Origin of the sequence: Streptomyces bottropensis ATCC 25435 (assembly GCF_000383595.1) — a bacterium.
In the GTDB taxonomy this organism is placed as follows: Bacteria; Actinomycetota; Actinomycetes; order Streptomycetales; family Streptomycetaceae; genus Streptomyces; species Streptomyces bottropensis.
Genome location: NZ_KB911581.1, coordinates 5,569,166 through 5,590,933, shown reverse-complemented (window position 1 = coordinate 5,590,933; position 21,768 = coordinate 5,569,166). Strand labels below are relative to the sequence as shown.

18 protein-coding genes are annotated in these 21,768 nt (G+C 69.9%); 9 read left to right on the top strand and 9 right to left on the bottom strand.

The genetic code is table 11. From position 1 onward, the window contains the following. Positions 1-12: 12 nt before the first annotated feature. The 5 genes from STRBO_RS0124955 to STRBO_RS0124930 all read right to left on the bottom strand — a co-directional run bounded on the left by STRBO_RS0124955 (position 13) and on the right by STRBO_RS0124930 (position 4,795). Positions 13-1,026 carry an NAD(P)H-dependent glycerol-3-phosphate dehydrogenase gene (locus STRBO_RS0124955; protein WP_005477229.1) on the bottom strand — a complete coding sequence of 338 codons (1,014 nt, stop codon included), beginning with the start codon at positions 1,024-1,026 and terminating at the stop codon, positions 13-15. After that, the gene (locus STRBO_RS0124950) at positions 1,023-1,901 is read right to left on the bottom strand and encodes a class I SAM-dependent methyltransferase (protein ID WP_005477227.1); all 879 of its coding nucleotides are present in this window, start codon (positions 1,899-1,901) and stop codon (positions 1,023-1,025) included. The genes STRBO_RS0124955 and STRBO_RS0124950 overlap by 4 nt, the downstream gene beginning before the upstream one ends. Further along, on the bottom strand, positions 1,898-3,049 hold the full coding sequence (locus STRBO_RS0124945; RefSeq protein WP_005477225.1) for a YcaO-like family protein: 1,152 nt from the start codon (positions 3,047-3,049) through the stop codon (positions 1,898-1,900). Before STRBO_RS0124945 ends, STRBO_RS0124950 begins: the two co-directional genes overlap by 4 nt. Beyond that, complete coding sequence (locus STRBO_RS0124940; RefSeq protein WP_106438184.1) at positions 3,046-4,284, bottom strand: TfuA-like protein; 1,239 nt, start codon at positions 4,282-4,284, stop codon at positions 3,046-3,048. The genes STRBO_RS0124945 and STRBO_RS0124940 overlap by 4 nt, the downstream gene beginning before the upstream one ends. Positions 4,285-4,603: 319 nt before the next feature. Then, positions 4,604-4,795, bottom strand: coding sequence for a hypothetical protein (locus STRBO_RS0124930; RefSeq protein ID WP_020114995.1), 192 nt, complete (start codon positions 4,793-4,795; stop codon positions 4,604-4,606). 1,660 nt (positions 4,796-6,455) lie between these two features. Between STRBO_RS0124930 and STRBO_RS0124925 the strand changes: the two genes are divergently transcribed. After that, positions 6,456-7,199 (top strand): GIY-YIG nuclease family protein, encoded by a 744-nt coding sequence (locus STRBO_RS0124925; RefSeq protein ID WP_005477219.1) that lies wholly within the window; start codon positions 6,456-6,458, stop codon positions 7,197-7,199. Between the two features lie 83 nt (positions 7,200-7,282). Here the strand turns inward: STRBO_RS0124925 and STRBO_RS0124920 are convergent, their stop codons facing one another. Continuing rightward, positions 7,283-7,972 (bottom strand): AbiV family abortive infection protein, encoded by a 690-nt coding sequence (locus tag STRBO_RS0124920; RefSeq protein WP_005477217.1) that lies wholly within the window; start codon positions 7,970-7,972, stop codon positions 7,283-7,285. Positions 7,973-8,894: 922 nt separating this feature from the next. On the opposite strand from STRBO_RS0124920, the gene STRBO_RS0124910 reads away from it, so the two are divergent. The 8 genes from STRBO_RS0124910 to STRBO_RS0124875 all read left to right on the top strand — a co-directional run bounded on the left by STRBO_RS0124910 (position 8,895) and on the right by STRBO_RS0124875 (position 19,892). After that, complete coding sequence (locus STRBO_RS0124910) at positions 8,895-11,756, top strand: CRISPR-associated endonuclease Cas3'' (RefSeq protein ID WP_005477215.1); 2,862 nt, start codon at positions 8,895-8,897, stop codon at positions 11,754-11,756. 635 nt (positions 11,757-12,391) lie between these two features. Then, positions 12,392-13,987 carry a type I-E CRISPR-associated protein Cse1/CasA gene (gene casA, locus STRBO_RS0124905; RefSeq protein WP_245170618.1) on the top strand — a complete coding sequence of 532 codons (1,596 nt, stop codon included), beginning with the start codon at positions 12,392-12,394 and terminating at the stop codon, positions 13,985-13,987. Positions 13,988-14,048: 61 nt separating this feature from the next. Then, positions 14,049-14,711, top strand: a complete 663-nt coding sequence (locus STRBO_RS0124900) for a type I-E CRISPR-associated protein Cse2/CasB (protein WP_005477211.1) — start codon at positions 14,049-14,051, stop codon at positions 14,709-14,711. 1 nt (position 14,712) lies between these two features. Further along, complete coding sequence (cas7e, locus tag STRBO_RS0124895; protein ID WP_005477209.1) at positions 14,713-15,903, top strand: type I-E CRISPR-associated protein Cas7/Cse4/CasC; 1,191 nt, start codon at positions 14,713-14,715, stop codon at positions 15,901-15,903. Next, positions 15,900-16,691 carry a type I-E CRISPR-associated protein Cas5/CasD gene (gene cas5e / locus STRBO_RS0124890; RefSeq protein ID WP_005477207.1) on the top strand — a complete coding sequence of 264 codons (792 nt, stop codon included), beginning with the start codon at positions 15,900-15,902 and terminating at the stop codon, positions 16,689-16,691. Before cas7e ends, cas5e begins: the two co-directional genes overlap by 4 nt. Further along, entirely contained in the window at positions 16,688-17,395 is a 708-nt protein-coding gene (gene cas6e, locus STRBO_RS0124885; protein ID WP_005477205.1) for a type I-E CRISPR-associated protein Cas6/Cse3/CasE, read from the top strand. Before cas5e ends, cas6e begins: the two co-directional genes overlap by 4 nt. A 47-nt stretch (positions 17,396-17,442) precedes the next feature. Beyond that, complete coding sequence (locus tag STRBO_RS0124880; RefSeq protein WP_005477203.1) at positions 17,443-19,029, top strand: Mu transposase C-terminal domain-containing protein; 1,587 nt, start codon at positions 17,443-17,445, stop codon at positions 19,027-19,029. Beyond that, on the top strand, positions 19,026-19,892 hold the full coding sequence (locus STRBO_RS0124875; RefSeq protein ID WP_005477200.1) for an AAA family ATPase: 867 nt from the start codon (positions 19,026-19,028) through the stop codon (positions 19,890-19,892). Before STRBO_RS0124880 ends, STRBO_RS0124875 begins: the two co-directional genes overlap by 4 nt. Before the next feature lie 277 nt (positions 19,893-20,169). On the opposite strand, the gene STRBO_RS42145 is transcribed toward STRBO_RS0124875, so the two are convergent. From STRBO_RS42145 to STRBO_RS0124860, 3 genes are all read right to left on the bottom strand, one after another. Then, positions 20,170-20,652 (bottom strand): GNAT family N-acetyltransferase, encoded by a 483-nt coding sequence (locus STRBO_RS42145; RefSeq protein WP_028796834.1) that lies wholly within the window; start codon positions 20,650-20,652, stop codon positions 20,170-20,172. A gap of 82 nt (positions 20,653-20,734) precedes the next feature. Next, positions 20,735-21,547, bottom strand: coding sequence for an ExeA family protein (locus STRBO_RS0124865; protein ID WP_020114993.1), 813 nt, complete (start codon positions 21,545-21,547; stop codon positions 20,735-20,737). Then, complete coding sequence (locus tag STRBO_RS0124860) at positions 21,540-21,764, bottom strand: hypothetical protein (protein ID WP_005477194.1); 225 nt, start codon at positions 21,762-21,764, stop codon at positions 21,540-21,542. Before STRBO_RS0124860 ends, STRBO_RS0124865 begins: the two co-directional genes overlap by 8 nt. Positions 21,765-21,768 lie beyond the last annotated feature (4 nt).

The window sequence follows — 21,768 nt, the reverse complement described above, 5'->3', positions numbered from 1 at the left end:
GGTCGCCGGGGGTCAGTGCTCGGGCTTGGGGGGCCGCTGCATGAGTGCGGCGGCGGCCTCATCGAGCGTGACCTTCTCGTGTAGGAGTGCGCAGACGATGTCCGTGATCGGCATCTCGACGCCGTGGGCGCGGGCGAGTTCGAGGACGGCCCCTGCGGACTTGACGCCTTCGGTGGTCTGCCGGGTGGCGGCCGTGGCCTCCTCGACGCTCATGCCCTGGCCCAGGTGGGTGCCGAAGGTGCGGTTGCGTGAACGCGGTGAGGAACAGGTGGCGACGAGGTCGCCGAGTCCGGCCAGGCCTGCGAGGGTGACCGGGCTGGCGCCCATGGCCACGGCCAGGCGGGTGGTCTCCGCCAGTCCGCGGGTGATGAGCATGGCGGTGGCGTTGTGGCCCATGCCCATGCCGGCCGCGATGCCCACGGCGAGCGCGATGACGTTCTTGACCGCGCCGCCCATCTCGCAGCCGACGACGTCGGTGCTGGTGTAGGGCCGGAAGTACGGGGTGAGGCAGGCCGTCTGGACGCGTCGGGCGACGGTAGCGTCCGGGCAGGCGACGGTGGCGGCGGCCGGCTGGCCTTGCATGATCTCGCCTGCCAGGTTCGGCCCGGACAGCACCGCGATCCGCTCCGCGCCGATGCCGGTCACCTCGGCGATGATCTCGCTGGCCCGCTTTCCGCTTGCGGTCTCGATGCCCTTCATCAGCGACACCACCACCGTGTCCGGCCCGATGAGCGGCGCCCACGCGGTCAGGTTCTCGCGCAGAGCCTGCGCGGGAATGGACAGGACCAGGAAGTCCGCGCCGTCCAGGGCGGCCGCCGGCTCGGTCGTTGCCGTGAGCAGGGCGGGAAGCTCGGTCTCGGGGAAGTAGGCCGGGTTGCGGTGCCGGATGTTGATCGCGTCGGCGATCTCGGGGCGGCGGGCGTGCACGGTGACCCGGCTGCCGGCGTCCGCCATGATCTTTGCGACGGCCGTGCCCCAGGACCCTGCCGAGAACACCGCCGCGCGGCTGTGCTTGCGCTGGCTCACTGCGGGGTCCTCTCGCTGGTCACAGCGCCCTCCGCGAGGCGGCCGGGCTCGGGCATCCTATCGGCCCCCTCGTCCTCGACGTGCGGTGTCGGGGGGCGTCGCAGGGTCAGCAGAACCGCACGACGGCCGGGCAGGGCGGGCAGCATCCGGTGCGCCTCGTGGAGCATGAATTGCGCCTGGTCGCCGAGTTCGCGGTGCAGGTCGTCGGCGTGCACGAGCCACAGCCGGTAGAGCCGCTCCCACATGGCCGGCTCGCCAGGGCGTTCGTCAACGTGCTCCACGGTGAGGCCGGCCGCACGGGCCTGCTCCTCCCACACGGGCTCGGCGCCCTGGCGCAGGGACCGGGTGAGGGTGAGGCGGCCGCCGGGCGCGAGGATGCGGCCCAGCTCGCGGACCGCCTCGCCGCGGTCCTGGGTGAAAGAGAGGGCGTTGACGCAGACGATGCCGTGGGCATGACGGTCGGGCAGGCCGGTTGCGTCGAGGGAGGCGACGTGGAAGGCGGCGCGGTCGGCGGGCACGAACCGGCTGCGGCGCCTGGTCGCGCGGGCGAGGGCGACGGGTGAGATGTCGATGCCGTCCAGGCGGGCGTTCAGGGCGCGGGCCAGCCACAGCCCGATCCCGCCGATGCCGCATCCCGCGTCCACGAGCGTCTGCCCGGGACGCATCCGCAGCCGGGTCGTCATCAGTCCCAGCAGGGGCCAGTCACACGAGCTGGAGGCGTTGACCTCGTGCGGGTAGTCCTCGCCCATCGCCGCCTCGTACAGGCGGGCGACGAGATCGGTGCGGGCCCGGGCGGCGTGGAAGGCGTCGAAGTGGTCCGCCGGGTCTTCGGTGGGCGGCAGGGGTGCGGGCTGGTGTGTGGTGGGGTGTGTCATCGGGGCATCGCCCTCCTGATCCGTGAGCGGGTGCCGGGGCAGACGGCCTGCACCGTGTGGACGGGCAGGCCCGGCGCGGACAGGTCCAGGACCACCGGGTCGTGTCCGGTGACGATCTCGATCCGCTCGGCCACCTCCTCGATGTGGCCGGTGAACCCGCCGCCGGGCGGGGGGAAGTGGGCTGTCGCGTGCGGCCACGGCATTGCCGAGCGTGCCGTGGCCTGCCGGTGCGGCAGGGTGCCGAAATCGGGGCTGTCGCTGGGCAGGTCGTCGCGGGTGCCGCCGATGACGGCCGCGCGGGACTGGGCGGCCTCGGTCAGGGCGCGGGTGGCCGCGATGCCGGGACTGGCGTGGCAGCCGCCGCCCGCGAACACCTGCGGGTGGTCCTCCGACCACAGGTAGGCCACGCACACCGGCAGCCCGTACGGGCCGTCGACGAGGAAGAGTTCCAGGCCCATTCCCGCGTCGAGGATCCGGTTGATCACCTCCCGGGCGTCGGGGTCGGTGACGGTGTGCGGGGCGATCAGCATCCGGTTCCGCCCGCCGCCGCTCCACCCGTCCCGGTACAGCACGTCGCGCTCGACGACCTCGTACAGCGCGTGCAAGAGGGCCTCGTCGCGGGTGCTGCCGCACGCCAGGCCGGTGCTGGTCGCCCGCAGCAGATCAGGGGCCCACTCGGGCCGCTGGGCCCGGCGGCGGACCAGATCGACCGGCACCACAGCTGGCTCGCCGCTGATCAGATGGGTGCCGGGCGTCCACTCCCACACGATGCGGGCGAGATCGTCCGCGCTGTGGGGGACGGTCAGCGGCAGATCGGCGACAGGGCAGGCGGGGGCGACCTCGGCAGCCGGGCCGGCCGCGACGATGGGCAGGGGCTGCTCCACGTGCCACAGCTCGATGGCCTCCATGACCGCCGACAGCCGCGCCAGGCCGTCGGTGAGGCCTTTGCCCTGGGAGGTGGCCAGGGTCAGGGAGGCGGGCCGGATCGCTGTCCACACCGGCACTCCGATGCAGTCCAGGCCGGTCAGCCGGGCCACGCGGGTGATCCCGAACCCCGGCAGATACGGGGTCAGGGCCTGCCATGTCTCCTCGGGGCCCCGGGCCCGCAGGGTGCCCGGCAGGACCACCATGTCGTCATCGCTCCTCACCGGGCCGCCTCCGTCCGCTCGTCCATGAATCCGGGCATCAGCCGCTTCGCCGCCTCGACGGCGCGGGCCCCGCTGACCAGTCCCCGGGCGGACGCGACGGTGTCGAAATCGCCGGCCGGGCACCGCCAGATCTGCCGGAGCGTGCGGCCGGTGAGGTCGTCGCACACGGCCGCGGTCGAGAACCCCGCCACACTGCGGCGCACCCTCTCCAGTGCTTCGGCGTACCGGGCGACCGCCTGGCGGTCCTCGGGTGTCTCCTCGGCCAGCAGCAGGGCCACGGTCTCCTCGTCGCGTAGGTCGATGGCCGGGTGGAACACCTGATGCGCGGCGAGAGACCCGCCCTCGCCGGTGACCTGCTGCAGCCGGGTGCCGAGCGGCAGCCCCGGCCCGTGCTGGGGACGCAGCGAGCGGTGTTCGAGGTAGGCCGTCCACGTCCGCGTGAACTCCGGGGCGAACGCCTGTTGATAGATCAGCCGGTCCTCGGTGGCCAGGTCTAGCCCGTCAACCCGTGAGCGGGCGAAGGTGTTTGACCAGCGCTGGAAGTGCACCGTCCGCCATACCGTCGGCTCCTCGGCAGGGGCCCCGCGGTGCGGGCTGCGCAGGGCGGCCCGGACCGCGCTGAGTGCCTCGGCCCGCTTGAGGTCACCGAAGTGCGGGTTGCGCCGGCGGCGTTCGGTCAGCCACCGGTCGAACTGCTCCTCGCCGCAGTTGCGGGACACGGCCCGCACCGCGGCCCGGGTGCGCTGCGGGTAGTAGACCTCCCGCAGTGCCGCCAGGAGCCAGGCCGCCCGCTCCGGGCCGACGATGCCGCGCGCGGCAGCCGTCTTCAGGACGTACCTGAGGTTGACCAGCGGCCACGTCAGTGACTCCTCCTGGCCGTCCGGGGCCTGCCCCACCGCCACCTCGTCATCCCCGCAGAGGGCGCCGACGGCGTACCCGCGGTAGATGGTGCCGATGCCGCGCATCCCGAACGGCGCGAGTTCGGCCGCCCGCAGGGCGCCGATGCTCGCCGCCCCGATCACCCGGACTCCGCGGGCCATCGCCGCGATGATCTCCTTGTGCCGCAGCGCGGGGGCTTGGTGGTACAGCCCGTCGATGATCACCGCCGTGTCGCCGTCGGGGACCGACTCGGGGAACAGGTCGCCGTGCCGCACCGGCGGCCGGGACCGTACCTGCGGCGCCGTCAGTAACGGCTCAGGCCGGGACAGGGTCGGCCCGGCAAATACATGGATCACTGCTGAAACCTCCTCGAAAGGGCGGGCGCCCTTCCCCGGCCACCGTCGGCCGGAGAAGGGCGCCCAGGTGAGAACTAGTGGTGAGGACTACTCCTCGTCGTCGACGTCGACCGCGATGACCACCTCTTCGGTGGCGAGGTTCTCGGGCGTCTGCGTGGTCGAGGTCCTGGCGGCGGCCTGCGACTTGGCTTCCATGGGCTTTTCCTTCTTCCTTGTGGTGGTGCGGGCCGGCTGCCCGCACGGGTGGTGCTGCGGGGCCCTCGGGCTATGGACCGGCGGGTCCCGCCTGCCCGCCCAGGCAGGGGCGGGAAGCTCTGGGTCAGTCGATCCGGGGAATCCGCCGCGCGAGTCGGACGACGGCGAACGCGTCCGTGCCGCCCACATATCCGCATACGCCCCAGGTCGAGGGACGGGGCTGGAGGCTCATCGCAGACTCGGCGCTCGTGCGGCTCTCGGCACTGCGCACGCTGACCATCGCCTGGTGATCGGCCCACCCGGCGGACACCTTCACTGCGACTTTTCATTTCGGTGTCACCGGTAGTTGTCATCTGGGTGTCATGCATCTTTGCTGTTCAAGACGGAGAAGTGGTGACAGCGAGTGAGAAGGCTTTAGTGACATTGCGTGAGAATCTCCAGCGCACTGAAACGAGAAGGCCATAGAGACTGGTCATCTGACCTGCTGCTTTTTGTTCTTGCAGGGCGAGAGCTGGGGGCGATCCTGAGACTCTGCTCGACATGAGTGAGGGGCTGAGATACCCGCCTCATTGCTTGACCGCCACGCGCGTGGCGAAAAGGCGCGGCTGGACGACCGGGGAGGCGTCACCGTGGAGAGACCCCCGCGGGCGCGAGGAAGACCAACACAGAGCGAGGTCTGGTGGGTTCACGGCGGACAGACCCCCACGGGCGCGGGGAAGCCTCGCGGGCGAATGGTGCCGCGTAGGCTGGGCGGAAAGACCCCCACGCGGGTGGGGAAGACACTCGCGACCAACGCGGTGACGCACAGGAAGAGGAAAGACCCCCACGCGTGTGCGGCAGATGAAGGCGCCGCGGTCGGCGTGCATCGGCCAGTGGGCAGACCCCCACGCGTGGTGGGGAAGACGCGAAGCGCTCCAGCGCAGCTCGGCCTGCTTCGGGCAGACCCCCACGCGTGTGGGGAAGACTCTTCGTGACCTGGGGCTCTGAAGAACGGAGAGGGCTGTTTTGGGTAGTCAGGCGGATCCAGCCCGAAAGGACCCCCCCGCGCACGCGTGGGGAGCGCAATCCTCAATCACTGGCACGCTACCTGCTGCGCGATGGACCCTCATACATATGGGAAGACCTCCAGCTGGGCTACCTGGGTGCATGAGAGGGAACGATCTCCATGCGTGTGGGGAATGCGACGACGGACAGCTGTGCCCGGTTGGCGAACGGCAGACCCCGCAGACGTAAGGGAAGACGGCGACTACTCCCTCGGCAGCTGTGAGGAGCTGGGAAGACCCCCGCGTGTACGGGGAAGACGGAGGATTCCGAGTGGTCCCGGTGGTTCTTGAGGAACGACCCCCGCGTGTACGGGGAAGATTTTTGTCCACCTGCGGTTTCGGAGACAAGCCGACTGTCTTTTGCTCACTTTACATGAGCTGGCCGTGCTGATCAGAGTCGCTGCCGGCGAGCGCTGCCGTCGCCGTTCGACCTGAACTGACTTACTGGCAAGGGGTGTTGGGATCATCGGTAGCGTGCCGGTTGTGCTTGCCTGCGGGGTTTCATCCGTTAGGCGCGGGCTGACCTATGGGACTGCAGCCGACAGCAGTCGTTGAACGGAAAGTGCGGGCTGGAGCCAGACGGATACGAGTCCTGCGGCCACGCTCAAGGGTGCCGCGGGGACGGCAGCGGTAGTGAAGGGGATCCCGGCAAGACGGGGGGCCTGGCGGGGCCTGAACTCAGGATGGCGGGACGCCCGGACCTCTGGCCGGCCATGAAGCAGAGCCCGAGCTCCTCCTTATGCACCCGCAGCTGCCGGGCCTGTGGCAACGGCCTCCCGCGGGAGTGCGTCCAGGGACGATGCCTGCAGACGCGGTCGTTTGTCAGACCTCGCTGCCATACTCGCGGTCCGCACGCTGGACGTGCGGTGCCTTCAAGGAAGAGCCTGCCGGGCCCCCTTCGCAGGCAGCGGCTGATCTGGAAGGACTTGCGTCATGCGCGGTGCACGTTTCAGCGTCGACTTCAGCTTCAATGATCACTGGCTGCGCGAGGTCTCGCTGACCGTGACCGTGGCGCACAGGCGCGGCCGCGCCCCGCAAGCCAAGCCTGAACCCCGCACGGAGATAGACATGCTGGCGGTCATGGAGATGCTGGAGCTGATTGACCGGGGAGCGGTGAGTGCTGGCGAGGTGCGCGGTGTACTGGAGGAGACCGTAGGGGAACTGAGGGAGGAGTTTGAGCGTGGAGAGGAACTCTACGACCAGGACCTGGGCGGACTCGTGCAGCGTGATGCTCCCCCTGGCCAGGAAGACCGAGACGACCGCTTGGTTTATGCCGTGTCCTCGCAGGTAGATCCGAAGGCCGTCAAGATCGGCGTGTCCAAGGACGTTCCTGTGCGGCGTAAGACACTGCAGTCCGGTTCCGGTTCACCGCTGGTCGTGCGGTGGACCTCCTGCGGTGGTGGCTGGCTGGAGGAACGCCTGCACGAACGCTTTGCCGTACGAGCCCTGGGCGGCGAGTGGTTCGATTTCCGTGACGTCGAGGACCCAGTACAGATGATTGAGCGGGCGGCGCGGAAACTGCTGCGGCAGTCCGGAGCGGTCGGCCCCGGGCCGGTGGGCCGCAAACCCTCCCCTCCACGACGCGATGGAGCCGGGACAAGTACCGCGAGGCGACCTAGCCTTGCGGCGCAGCGAGCTCGCACCGGAACCGACCGTGTGCGATCGGACAGCTTCTGACTCGCCCGGGAGGCATCCCCGGGAACCGGGGCAGTCCGGTGCTGGCGCCGCCGGACGGAGCGGACCCACGCGCGCGTTGGGGGCTACTCGCCGCTGTATTCGACCGGACGGTCGGGCCCGTCGGAGGATGCTGCCCAGTCATCCGGGTGGGAGATGGGCAGCAGCCGAAACTGCTGGGCGTGCGTGCTGTCATACGGCGTAGCAGCCGATTTCATGCGGTTGTGGTCGCTGATGAGCAGCATCTCGATCACGCGCGCGGCCGTTTGCAGGTCGTCCGCCGTGGTGCCGGCTTCCATGTCCGTCGGGGAGGAGACGGTGCCATCCGCGCCGCGATCCACGTAGAAGCCCTGCTGCTTGGCAAGGTTGGCCTCACCGGCGGCGAACTCGGCCTCCTCCTGGCCTTTGCGGTGCGCTTCCTCCCATGCCGCATAGCCCGATCCCTCCCCGGGCACGGCACTGTAGTCACCCCAGAACTCGGCGAGTTCGTCTCCGAAGACGACGGACGCAAGGTACTTCTTCGTGTGGCTTCGCCCGTGCTGAGCCAGCGCGTCCACCGTCCGTGACATTCCATCGCCCTGGCTCCAGGCGGTTTGGAAGGCGTCATAGATCCACAGTGCTTTCCCGAGTTCCTCCTGCGCGAGGACGGTGAGGGACCGCGCCCGCCCGAAGGACCCTGCCGTCAGCAGCGTGTGGGCGTCGGTGACCAGCGAGGACGCGTTGTCCATCAGTGCCTTCCAGAACTCCCGCGCCTGCTGCGGGCTCATCTCGACCATGACTTCCCTGCCCTTTCGTTGTCTGTGGGGTCGTCCGCGCTTCGCCTGCCCTGCCCAGCGGCACCATGCAGTTCAGCTGGCTGCATCATTCCCGAGTGCGCGTTCGGTGTGGTCCAGGAACTCCTGGTACGTCAGCACCCCGATGCGGCCCAGATGGCTGTCGACGGTACGCAGCACGCCGTTGACGGTGTCCTGCGGAATCCCGGGCTGCGCGGCGGGGCGGCCGATGAGAACGAGGGCGCGGGCGCGCTGCGTCTCGAGGCTGGCCAGGACGCCGCGGTGAACCCACGCGTGTGGAAGGCATCACGAAGAAGACGCAGAAGGACTACGGGGTGGGACGACCCCACACGTGTGGGGAAGACGGCAGATTGGGCGAGAACGGTGACGTGCTGCAGGACGGACCCCCACGTGAGGGTAGAAAAGCCGTGGACCCCGCCGTCGGCCTCACCTTGGACGATGGCAGACCCCCACGGGTATGGGGAAGACGTTGTGCGGACCTTCGGCAGTATCAACACCCTGGACAGACCTCCACGCACGTGGGGAAGACCCAGCATCGGTGTGGTGACGGTCGCGGACGGCGGACAGACCCCACGCGTGTGGGGAAGACGTCGAATGTGGCCTCGTCGTGTTCACCGGCGCGGACGAACCCCCCCACGCGTGTGGGGAAGACGGCCTGCGAATGGCACAGCTCGCCGCACTGCTGGAAAGACCCCCACGCTGTGGGGAAACACAGGTTCCTGAGCGGCCTGATGACCAGCAGGGGTGCACCCTCACGGGATGAGGAAACCGGTGAGATCGAATCGTAGGCTACACCCTGACCTCCCAAGGCCGCGTACCGGGGGAGATGCTCTACATGCGGCAGGATGGGTGAAACACCCCTGATTCCAGGGTGGGTTGACGTAGAGCGGAGCGGGAGCATTCGGTGGGGGTGCGGGAGGATGCCCGGCGCGACGGAATCAACCTGTCGCCGTGGGGCAAGTTCGACCGCGGAGAGCGGGCGGTGTATGCGCTGCTGTTCCATCTGCTGGATGTCGCGGCGCTCGCGGGTGCGGTCTGGGACGGGTACCTGACCCGCGGCCAGCGCCGGCTGATCGCCGCCGGACTGGGGCTCACTCTGGCTCAGGCGCGCTGCCAGGTGATGTTCATCGCTGGCCTGCACGATCTGGGCAAGTTGTCCGCGTTCCAGGAACAGGAGGCGCATCCCTGGGCCCGGGTCAGTGACACCCTGCGCAGCGACACCGGTAACTGGCGGCGTATGCCGCATGAGCGGGCGTCCATGCACAGTGTGCTGCACCTGCTGGCCGAGGCAGGCTATCCGGCGGACACTTCCGACAGCCCCGGTGTGTTGATTGCGCAGATCCTGGGCGGCCATCACGGCCGGTTCCTGCAGGTCGACATCGATGGCGCAGCCAAGGCATCTCGAGTCAACCTCGCCTTGGGCGGGTCGGCCTGGCAGGACGTGCGCCGCCGCTACTTCGCCCTGTTGCGTCATCTGACCGGCGCCACCGCGGTGCCCTCGGACGTGTCGGTGCCGGCGGCCGTGCTGATCACCGGGGTCGGCGTCATCGCGGACCGGCTGGCCAGCCAGCGCCACTACTGGCTGCCCAAGGCCCAGGCGCCGGCCTTTGGCGCCGGCGAGCACTTTTCCCTGGCCGTCCGGGACGCTCCCGGCGTGGTCGAGGAGTCCGGGCTTGTCCGTATCACTCTGCCGCAGGTGCCGTTCACCCAGGCGCACGGCGGCCTGGAGCGGCCGAACGCCCTGCAGGCCTCGATGATCGGGCAACTGCCCGCCGTGGTGGGGGAGAAGGGGCCCGGCATCCTGGTGGTCACCGATGCCACCGGTGGCGGAAAGAGCGTCACCGCGCTGGAAGCAGCACGGATCTTCAACGCCTCCGGTGACACCTCAGGCATTCTGTGGCTGCTGCCGACCATGGCCACCACGGATGCCGCCTACGACCTCCTCGAGGCCTACGTTGCGGCCCACCATCCCGAGCACGCCCCGGTCTCCCTGGTCCACAGTCACAGCTACAACAACACCGCCTACACCGACCACCGCCTGGCCGCCCGTGAACCCTCCACCAGCGACGCCTACTGGCCCGACAGCGACGACGGCTACGGTGATGAGGGCAGGCCGACTGCGGGGGAGCGGCCCGAAGAACGCGTCACGGTGCCCGACGGCTGGCTGCGCGGCTGGGACAGGGCCCTGCTGGCCCAGTTCACCGTCGCCACCCACGACCAGGCCCTCATGGCCGCCCTTCCGGTCCGCTTCAGCGCCCTGCGCATGTTGGCCCTGTGCGGGCGGACCGTCATCGTCGACGAAGTCCACGCCCTGCCCCCGTTCATGCGGCAGACACTGTCCCGGCTGCTGCACTGGCTCGGCGCCCTGGGCTGCCCCGTGGTGCTGCTGTCCGCGACTCTGCCCGGCCACATCAGCAGCCAGCTCGTGCGCAGCTATCTCGACGGCGCCGGCCACCCGCACCCCGCAACAGCCCACCTGGACTGCCGGCCCCCCTACCCGGGCTGGCTCTACGCCGCCGCCTCAGACGCCTCCCTCACCCGCATCGACCCAGCCGCGGCCGACGCCCACGCCGACCGCCACCGCCGCCGCGCCGACCTCCGTCTCCACCCGGTGCGCCACCCCTCCTGCACCGACCCCGAGGACGCCCCGGCCCGCGAGAGCCGACTGGGGCGCATCACCCAGGAGATCGCCCCCGTCGCCCGCTCGGGCGGCTGCGCGGCCGTCTACTGCGCCACCATGGCCGACGCCCAGACCACCTACGCACACCTGACAACCGCCCTCAACTGGCCGGACGGCGGCCCCGACGGCCAGCTGCTCCTGCTGCACGCCCGCCTGCCGGGCTTCCAACGTGAGGCCCTCACCCGCCGCGTCCGCACCGCCCTGTCGGCGACCGGCGAGCGCCCTCGAAGGCTGGTGGTCATCACCACCAGCCTGCTGGACATGAGCCTGGACGTCGACGTTGACGTCATGGTCAGCGACCTGGCCCCCCTGCAGACCCTCCTGCAACGCCTGGGCCGCCTGTGGCGTTTCGACCACATCAAGCGGCCCGACTGGCTCTGCGGCGACGTCCCCCGCCTGATCGTCCTGGAGCCCACCGACCACCGCGGCCGCACCCTCCTGCCGCCCGCCTGGCGCCCGTTGGACTCCCCGTTCCTGCCGCTCGCCACCGCCGCCTACCTCGCCCGACGGCCCGAGCAGCCGCTCACCCTGCCCGACGACGTGCAGCAGCTCGTGGAAGCCGTACACGGAGACGCCGACGCCCTCGCCCGCACCGACGCCGCCCTGCGCCGCAGCCACACCCTGCACCAGGCCCGCACCCGCACCGAGGAACACCACAGTGCCCTGCACCTCGTGCCGGCCTGGCACGACACCCTCTCGCTGTCCGACCTGCACCGCCAGAACCTGCACCCCCGCGAGGCCGCCACCCGCCTGGGCGCCATGCCCCGCCGTCTCCTGCCCGTCTACCGCATGTCCGGCGGCCGCCTCACTCTGGACGCGGCCGGCACCCGGCCGCTGCCCGAGCACCGCAAACCGACCACCGCCCAGATCCGCACGATCCTCCAGCACACCCTGCCCGTCCCCGCCGCCTGGGTCGCCGGCCGCACAAGAGACCACCACATCCCCGCCTCCTGGCGCAGCCACGCCCTCCTCGCCGACCTCGTCCTGCTCCCGCAGGACGCCGGCGACCCCTCCCGGCCGGTGCGCTTCGGCCGGCACCGTCTGCACCTCGACGACGCCCTGGGACTCGTCCACACCGAAGACTGAGCCGCTTCCCGCCTCACACCGCCCGCCCGAACTCCCCTCACGGGCATCGCCGCTGCAGGAAGGCCGGATCTTCCTGCCCGAGGCACGCAGCAGCGCGATGCCAGAAGACAGAAGGCGGCGAATTCTCATCCCAGGCCGCCAGGGCTTCTCATCCGATGCCACCCTGCCGCTAGCTGGGGCCAGACAGGAATGCCTGACATCTGAGCGAGAACCGGCGGTGACACTGAAATGAGAAGTGACAGTTGTCGCACCGTCGGCACGGATTGAGGAGTGCGGTCCGGAAATGACTTACGTTCAAAAAAGGGGAACCGACCGGTAATTTTCGGCTGAACTATGTGGTTCGGAAGCTGCTTGTCTATAGCTAATATGGAAACGCGGAGCCGGACTGACGTTCGAGTCCGGTCTCGCGCGCCCTGCCTGCTGCGCTGTGTGCACCACACCCTTGGTGTCCCCGTGTAGCCGGGGCGGCACGTCGGTGTGGCCTGACCCGGCCCGCGCCCTGACAGTCTCCCCTTCCTTCTCTTTCCTGCCGCCCTGATGCGCCCCCGGCGTCATAGCGTGCGCAGAATTCCCGCCCCGGCGCACGAATCTTCCCTGAAGTCCCTCTTTTGTTCGCACCCTGCAATGGATCCTGTGTGTCTTCCCCGCGTTTTGAGACCGACAAAGAACCGTGTATTCCCGTCCTCTTCCCGGACGGGCACCAGGAGGAGCTGGGATGGCGGGACGTGCTGCTGCGCGCCCACCTCATCAAGGACCTGGCACTTCCCGTCCCGCCGACGGCATCTGCCGTCTTGCGCCTACTCGTGGTCATGGCCGCACGGGTCAGCGGCCTGGACGCACGAGGACCGGGGCGCATGACGGCACGTCAGTGGGCTGCCCGCCGAAGGGAGTTACTGGCGCATCCCGCCGGGTTCGACCCCGACGCCGTTCACGCCTACTTCGACGCCTACATCTGGGACCTGTTCCACCCGGCGCGGCCGTTCCTGCAAGACCCGAGACTGGCCAGCCAGTGCCCGCAACGCGCCGGCGTCAACAAGCTGGTCTTCGGCCGTCCCGAGGGCAACAACCTTTCCTGGCTCAGCCCGCATACGGACACCGACCCGCAGCCGGTGCCCAGCGCCCAGGCGCTGTGGCACATGCTCATCCACCACTACTACGGCGCGGCCGGACAATGGTCCGTGCGCACCGTAGGCGATCGCTCCCTCAACCGGGCTAAAGCCGGCCCACTGCGCTCGAGTCTGTCCTTCCACCCCCTGGGCCGGACCCTGTACGAGACCCTCCTGGCCGGCATCCCCAAGCCCGACTCGTCCTGGCCGGACACAGTGGACCACTGCCCGTGGGAGGAACCGCTGCCCCACCCCGACCCCGACGACGACGGTGACCCCGTCGAGGGCCCGGACCCCGATACCGCGCCGCCGCCGGTGTCCTCACCGGGCCGTCTGCTGACCGGCCGCTCGCGTCACGCCGTCCTCCTCATCCCCGCACCGGACGGACGCCACGTGACCGACGCCTACCTGACCTGGGCCACCCAGAAGAAACTCCCGGCCCTCGACCCGTACCTCATCCATCACTTCCATGCGGACGAACCGGTCACCCGACGCCACCGACCACGCCGCGCGGACGCCGACCGGGCCCTGTGGCGCGACCTGGACGCGCTGCTGCTGGCGGGCGACGAGGACGACCGCAAAGGCACCCAGGCAAAGAGCGGAAAAGGCCGCTACACCGTCCAGCGACCCGACGCCTTCACGACCCTCAACGACCTGCCCCCCGACCTGCGCGCCGCCCTGCGGGTGCGGGTCTACGGATTCGACCAGGACGGCAAGACCACCAACCGCACCTGGTACACAGCCCTGACCCCGCCGATCTGGCCCTGGATGCAGGAATGCGACCCAGCCGCGGCCGAGCGGATCGCCGCATGCCGCAAGGCCGCCGAAGAGATCGGCGCCCACCTCGACCGCCTCTCCCAGGAAGCCTGGAAGCAGACCACCAACGCCGGCAGCCCCCGCCACCTGCCGCCCTGGACCCGCAGCGCCCGCACCCTGTACTGGCCCCGCGCCGAGGCCACCTTCTGGAACCTGCTGAACGAACCCGCCCGCAGCGCCCGCGCGGCGTTCGCCGCGGACGCCATCGACGCCCTGCGCACCGCTACCCGCCCGGCGATCGCCCAGCACTTCCGCGCCGCGGAAGCCGTCGCCACCGCCCTGGCCCAGCTGCGCCTGCGCAGCCGCTGATCCTCCCTCACCACATCCCTCTGCCCACTCTTTCTTGCCGCCTTCGGAGGCTGCCGCCCCTATGCCCGTCACCACCGCGCAACGCCGCGCCCACTACGACGACTTCGTCCACCAGGTCATCACCCTGTGCGCGGTCAACGGCATCCGCGCCGACCTCAACTCGGGCTTCGGACGGCCCGTCGCAGAGTGCTCCCGGATGCCCGAGCACCTCACCCGGCACATCGCCGGCTTCGGAGCACGCCGCGCCCACTACACCGTGGCCGCACTCATCGCCCTGCACCCCGACCTGCCCCACGAAGAAGGCCCCTACCAGCCGGAACAGCCTGCCCCCGGCAAGGACCAGGACGCCACCACACCGACCGCGAACACCGCTCCAGCATCCAACCCGTCGGGTCCGGCACCGGCGGCGAGCACGGCTGAGCGGCCCTGGCGCCGCCGTCCCGATCTCGGCACCCACCTCGCCATCGCCGTGGCCCGCTACGGCTTCAAAGAAGCCACCATGACCAACCGCGTCAAAACCCTCACCCGGCTCGACACCTCGCTGCTGCACCCGAGGCTGTGGACGCTGACCGGCCACCTGAACAGCCGCGGCGCCGCCCGCCTCGACTTCGCCGTCCTGCTGGAGGACCTGGCCTGGTGGGACGACGACCACCTCGAGACCGCCGCCCGCTGGCGCGAGAACTACTTCCTCACCCTGCACACCCTGACATCCAAGGAGCAGTGACATGACCGCCTACGCCCCCGCCCGCTACGCCGACTTCCACATCCTGCACCCGCTGCCCGCCTCCCTCCTCAACCGAGGAGAGGACGACCTGCCCAAGACCCTGCAACTGGGCGGCGTAGTCCGCGCCCTGGTGTCCTCGCAGTCCTGGAAGCGGGCCGTGCGCCTGCGCCTGGAGGACGTCCTGGACGAGCACGCCGCCCGCACCCGCATGCTGCCCCTGCGGGTGGCCGACGCCCTGCGCGCGGCCGGCTGGCCCCCCGACCTGGCCGCCTTCGCAGGAACCCAGATCGTGCGCTCGGCCACCACGGAAGGCCTCAAGACCGAGGAAAACCAGCGCGGCATCACCTCGGCCACCCTCTACCTGCCGCGCGACGTCCTCGACGACCTCACCGACCTGTGCACCGAACACCGCCCGCACCTCGAAGAAGCCCTCGCCAAGGAAACCGCCGCACAGACCGCCCCGGCCAAGGGCACCCGCAAGAAGCCCAAGGCGGAGGCCGTCCTGCCCACGCCCAGGGTTGCTTCCGTGATCCGCCGGCGCACCGCGACCATCAACCTCTTCGGCCGCATGCTCGCCGAGGTGCCCGACGCCCACGTCGACGGCGCCGTGCAGATGGCACCCGCCTTCACCGTCCACGCCAGCTCACCCCAGCCCGACTACTTCACCGCCGTCGAGGACTGGGCAGCCCCGAACGAGGCCGGCAGCGCCCACCTGCAGACCGCGTTCTTCACCACCGGCCTGCTCTACCGCTACGCCACGGTCAACCTCACCGAACTGACCCGCAACCTGAACGGCGACCACGAACAGGCTCTGCACCTGCTGCGCCTGTTCGCCGACGCCTTCATCGACGTCATGCCCGGCGCGAAGAAGACCTCCACCGCCCCGCACACCTACCCCCACCTGGTCCACTACACGATCCGCGACCGCCGCCCCGTCTCCTACGCCGCCGCTTTCGAGCAGCCCGTCAAGCACGCCCCCGGCGGCGGCTACACCGCCCCCGCCGTCACAGCCCTGTCCGAGCACGCCGCCGGGCTGAACCGGCTGCTGGGCACCCGCCGCCTCGTCGGCTGCGGCTACGCCACCCTGCACCCCGGCCCCGTCGACCACCTCGGCACCGCCCACGCCGGCCTCGACGACCTCATCGACGCCCTCACCAAAAACGCGGCCCTGCCCACCGGTACCCCCGTATGAACGGCATCCTGCTGCGCCTGGCCGCACCGCTGATGTCGTTCGGAGAACACGCCGCCTTCCACTACCGCGACACTCTCCCCTTCCCCTCCCGCTCGGCCCTCATCGGCCTGTTCGCCGCCGCCGACGCACGCCCCCGCAACGAAGCCCTCGCCCCCGACCCGGCCACCGGCAAAACCCCCTACACCGACCTGACGTTCACCGTCCGCGTCGACCGCCCCGGCACCCGGCACACCGACTACCACACCGTCGGCGGCGGCCGCCCGCACCGCCAAGGCCTGCGCACCAGCAGCGGCGCCTACCGCCCCCGCGAGAAGTCCACCCTCATCACCAAACGGGTCTACCTCGCCGACGCCGTCTTCACCCTCGCCGTCCAAGGACCCGACCCGTTCCTGGAACACCTCACTCAGCGGCTCGAACAACCCGCCTTCGGCCCCTACCTCGGCCGGCGCGCCTGCCTCCCCAACGAACCCCTCGTCCTCGGCGGCCCGCGCCCCGACCCCGTCGGTGAACTCCTCCACCACGTCCCGCTCAGCCTCACCACACCACCCCGCGCAGACCAGGCCACCGTGCCTGTCGCCTTCGTCTGGGAACACCCGCCCTCCCACGTGCCTGCCGCGCGTAGCGAACGCGAAGTCGCCGATGTCCCCCATGACTTCACTCCCACACGGCGCTTCCACAAGACCCGCCGCACCTGGCACACCACCGAACCCCTGCCCGCCGCCCTGTACGCCCCGCCGCCCGCACTCACCGAACTGACCGCCTACATCCGCCAGGACGCCACCCCGTGACCAGCACCCCAACCGCCGCCCTCGCCACCACAGCGACACTGACCCGGATCCGCCTCAACCGCCGCAGCCCGGCCGCCCGCCGTGACCTGGCCGACGCCGTCAGCCTGCACAAGAGCGTGATGCTCCTGGCCCCCGACGACCTCGGCGAAAACCCCCGGCAGCAGGCCGGCCTGCTCTTCCGCCTGGAAGACGCCACCGACGACACCCCACCCACCCTGCTCGTCCAGTCCCACCAGCCGCCCGACCTCACCCGCCTGCCCCACCACTACGGCACCGCCGAAACCCGACCCCTGCACCCCATGTTCCAGGCCCTGACCCCCGGCCGAGCGGTGCGCTACCGCATCACCGCCAACGCCAGCGCCGTCCGCCGCGTCCTGGACGACCACCACCCCGTCGACAACAAGCACGGCAGAAAAATCGTCGCGCTCTACGGCGACGACGCCCTCGCCTGGTGGCAGCGCCGCGCCCACCAAGCCGGCCTCACCCTGGCCACCACCGACATCACCCCCGCTCGCTTCCCCCGCACACGCCGCGCCCACAAGCCCGGCGAACAAGCCCACTCTCCCGGCCCCATGCACGCACTGACCCGCTTCGACGGCCTGGCCACCATCACCGACCCCCACCAGCTCAGCCGCGCCCTACTCACCGGCATCGGCCGCGGCAAGCCCTACGGTGCCGGCCTGCTCACCCTCGCCCCCGCCTGACCCACCGCCCCGACGCCCACCACCCCAAGGAAGCCACCCGAACACCCGTGCCAGCCCTACCACCACCCACCGGCCCCTACGACCTCACCTCCCTGCGCGCTGCCGCCGTACGCCGACTGCTGCGCCTGCGCGCCGCAGACCGCCTCGCTCACCACGATGTCCGTACCGTCGCCGCCGGGTTCGACGTCCACTGGCGCACGGTGCGCCGATGGATGGACAACGCCGACGCCCACCACGGCACCTACACCCCCCAAGGCCGCCGCCACTTCACCCTCACGCCGGCCATGCATGAAGCCCTGGCCCGATGGAACGGCAACGCCGCAGCTACCTACCGCGAACTCGTCGCCGACGGCATCTTTGGCAACCCGCCCCGCGTATCCCAGGCAACCTTTTACCGCGCCGTAGACCGGGAACTCAGCCCCGGCCAGCGTGTCGCCCTCAGAGGGGGTGAAGCCGCCCGCCGCCGACACGATGTGCACGCCTTGCGCCCCCACGGCAACCGCAACGACGTCTGGGAGACGGACCATGTCGAAGCCAGCGTCTTCGTCAACGTCGACGGGCGCCGCCGTAAACCCTGGATCACCTGGTTCATCGACCACACCACCGCCGTCATCTGCGGGCTGGCCATCACGCCCCACCAGCCCAGCCAGGACGCCATCCTGGCCGCCGCCCGCGACGCCATCCTCTGCACGGATCACCACCGGCCCTTCGGCGGCATCCCCCGCAAGATCCGCACCGACCGCGGCCGTGACTTCCTGGGCAAGTGCGTGGACGAGGCGTTCAAAAAGTTCGGCACCGAACTGATCGTCCTGCCGCCCTACAGCCCCCACCTCAAAGGCACCGTCGAAGCCATCAACGGCGCCGCCAAGCACATGCTGTTCAAAGGACTGCCCGGCTACGCCCACACCCCCCGAAGCCGTCGCGACCGCCGCGGCCAGCCCCTGTGGGCCCTGGACGACCTCCTCGACTACGAAACCTTCATCACCGTCGTCCTGGACTGGGTGGACTGGTGGAACAACGACCACACCATTGCCCGCCTCCACCGGTGCACCCCCGCCCAAGCCTGGCACGCCGACCTCACCCCCATCGACACCCTCGACCCCGCCGACCTGCACACCTACACCCTCACCGACGCCGGCCCACCCCGGAAGATCACCAGCAAGGGCGTCCGCTGGAAAAGCGCCTACTACGTCGGCGACTGGATGCACGGCCACTCAAGCGCCGGCGAGATGGTCCGCCTGCGCCACGAACCCCACCACTACCACCGCGTCGAACTCTACGACGCTCACACCCTCACCTACCGCGGCTCCGCCTTCCGCAGCGACGAGATGAGCCCCCGGCAATCCCGCGCACTACGCAACGCCCGCCGACGCGAAGCCGACCGCTACGCCGCCAAAGCCCGCCGGGCCCGCAAGAACGCCAACCCCCGCTACGCCGCCACCAGCATCGCCGCCGCGCCCGAGCCCCTCAACCGGCTCACCGGCAGCCAAGCATCTGCCCAGCTGCGCGAGTTGCAGACACCGGAAGCAGACCTGCACGCCGAAGCCCGACCCGACCTCCTCAACCGGCCCAAGCCCGACTCCACCCGCTGGACAAAACCCCTCTCCGACCCCAAACCCCAGGAGACCCAGTGACCCACCCGACCACGCCCAAGAGCCAGCCGGCCACCGACCCCAACTATCACTACATGGGCCTGCCCGGCGCCCGCGCCATGCTGACCCAGGCCAGCGCAGAGACCTACGCCAACCTCGTCACCACCCTCAACGCCGACGCCGGCAAGGGCGCCATCATGTGCGTCCACGGCGGCGTCGGCCTGGGCAAAACCTTCGCCGTCAACAGCCACCTCGACGACCTCGCTCCCCACACCACGCTCCGCATGAAAGTCGGCTCCGCCAAAATCCAGGCCCTACGCGCCGCCTTGTACAAAAAGCTCGACCTACCGGGCGAGGCCCCCCTCAACAGCACCCGCTGCGAAGCCATGCTCAAGGAAGCACTGTCAGAGACCTCGCGCGTCCTGGTCGTCGACGAAGCGCAGTGGCTGGACACCCGGGCCTTCGAATTCATCCGCGAGCTTTGGGACGACGAGGACACCCGCCTCGCCGTCGTCCTGGTCGGAGCCGAAACCTGCTACCAGAAGATCAAGAACCGTCCGGCGCTGGATTCCCGCATCCTCGTCTGGCAGCGCTACAAGCCCCTCACACCCGCAGAAGTCCTCACCGTCATCCCCGAGTACCACCCGCTGTGGGCACACGTACCCACCGACGAACTGCTGTGGATCGACGACGTCGCCTGCCACGGCAACTTCCGCCAGTGGGCCAAAATCACCTACCTGCTCTGGGAACAGCACGACGGCCCCGGCCCACAGGAGGCCGATAGGACAGGTCCGACGAACCCGCCCACCCCACACAGCGCAGCCGCACCGCTACCTCATTACAGCCGGGACCTTGTGCGCGCCGTCCTCAGCCGCCTCGACCCCACCCAACGTCACCCCGACTGAAGAAGCATTCCCACATACACGCCTCCCCGGCGTCTGGGCACATCCGCACCGCCACCGGAGCTGGCGGTGCGGCACCGGTGTTGCCCGGCGCTGAAAATGCCGACGAAGGCGGCGTTCACGATGCCGACGGGGTGTGACGGCGAAGCCCCGCCGGTGGGCATCCTGGCGGGGCGGTCGTCGGCAAGGTGTCGTTTTCTTCGGCGAGGTGCCGGTGGTTCGGCCCGGGGATCAGCGCGAGCGCCGATCCCCGGGCCGCGATGCCGGCTGCGGCCTGATCTCACAAAGCGGTCTGCAACGTCACTGACTGACTCGCGAAACCGTTCCGTTCGTAGAAGCGGATCGCATCGGCGTTGCTGGAGTACGCGGTCACCTCGGCGAGTTCGGCCCCCGCTTCCTTCGCCCAGGCCGAGAACTGCGCGACTAAACGTGCTCCGAGCCCGCCGCGGCGGTGGGCCGGCTGGACATACATGCTCACGAGCGTCGCGACCTTGACCGGCCTCATCGCAGATCCTTCAGCCACGGACCCGGTGAGGTGTCCGACGACCTGCCCGTCGCAGTCCGCGACGAGAAGGAGCCTGGTCGGGTCGTCTATGCCGGCAGCGAAACGTGCAGGTCCGAACTCGCGAGGCCAACTCACGTCGACGCTCGGATCTCTCGTCCCGGCATCTTCGGCAAACAGCGCGCTGCTGCATGCGACCAGGCCATCCACATCGGCTGGCTGGGCACGGCGGACGATGACCTCATGCTGTTGATCACTCATGCCGCGTGACGTTAGCTCAACGCACTGACATCCACGTGTGCTCTGAGACCGGCGGGACACCGGGAAGTGTGAAACGGACATCTCAGTCGCCGACCACCTCGCTCACGGACGCGCGGGCGGCGGCCTCGTCGACGAGGTTCTTGCCGGTGGCGAACGCGGCGACCAGGGCCTGCAGGGCAAGGTTGTTGACCGCCCGGGGATAGCCGCGCGAGGTGGTGTGGATCAGCGTGAGGGCGTCCTCGGTGAACAGCTGGTCCGGGCGCCCGGCGATCTTCAGGTGGTGGGCGACGTAGCTGGTTGTCTCGGTCGAGGTCATGCCCGGCATCGTGTAACGCAGAGCAGTCCGCTGCTCCAGAGCGGCCAGGACGGCGAGCTTCATGGTCCGTCTCAGGGTGGGCTGGCCGACCAGCAGGCAGGACAGTGGGGAGTCCTGGTCCATGCCCTGGTTGGTGAGCATACGGACGGTTTCCAGCTGTTCGTAGGAGAGCAGGTGGGCCTCGTCCAGAACGAGGACGGGGGTGCGTCCGCGCTCCTCCCGCTCGGACAGCAGGGCCCTGGCCGTCTGGACGGCGAGGCGGGAGCCCAGGTGAGAGGGGGTCTGGCCGAAGGCGCCCACGATCTCCTCGTGGATGCCGCGGACCCCGATCAGCGGGTTGGGGATGTAGATGACGGTGTACTTCGACGGGTCGAGGGCGTCCAGGCAGGTGCGGACGGAGACGGTTTTGCCGGCGCCGACCTCGCCGGTGACCACGCCGATGGAGCGTTCGGCGATGCACCAGGAGATGCGGGCGACGGCCTGGTTGTGGGAGTCGTGCCGGTGCAGCATGCCCGGCGCGAGGTTGCGGCCGAAGGGCATGCGCTCGAACCCGTAGTGGGCCTGCAGTTTCTCAATCACGGTGATTCTCCGGGAAGTTCGCAGGTGAGGGCTGGTCGGGTGGGGCCTGGAGGTGTTCGGTGAACAGCTCCAGCGAGACGGTGATCCAGTCGACGGCGGTGTCGAAGCCGAAGTGGGCGGCCAGCGCCTGGTCGACGCAGGCGTCGCAGACCTCGAAGAAGCCGTGCAGCTCGGCCAGGAAGGCGGTCCAGTTGCCGCTGGTGGAGGGCCTGGCCATGGGC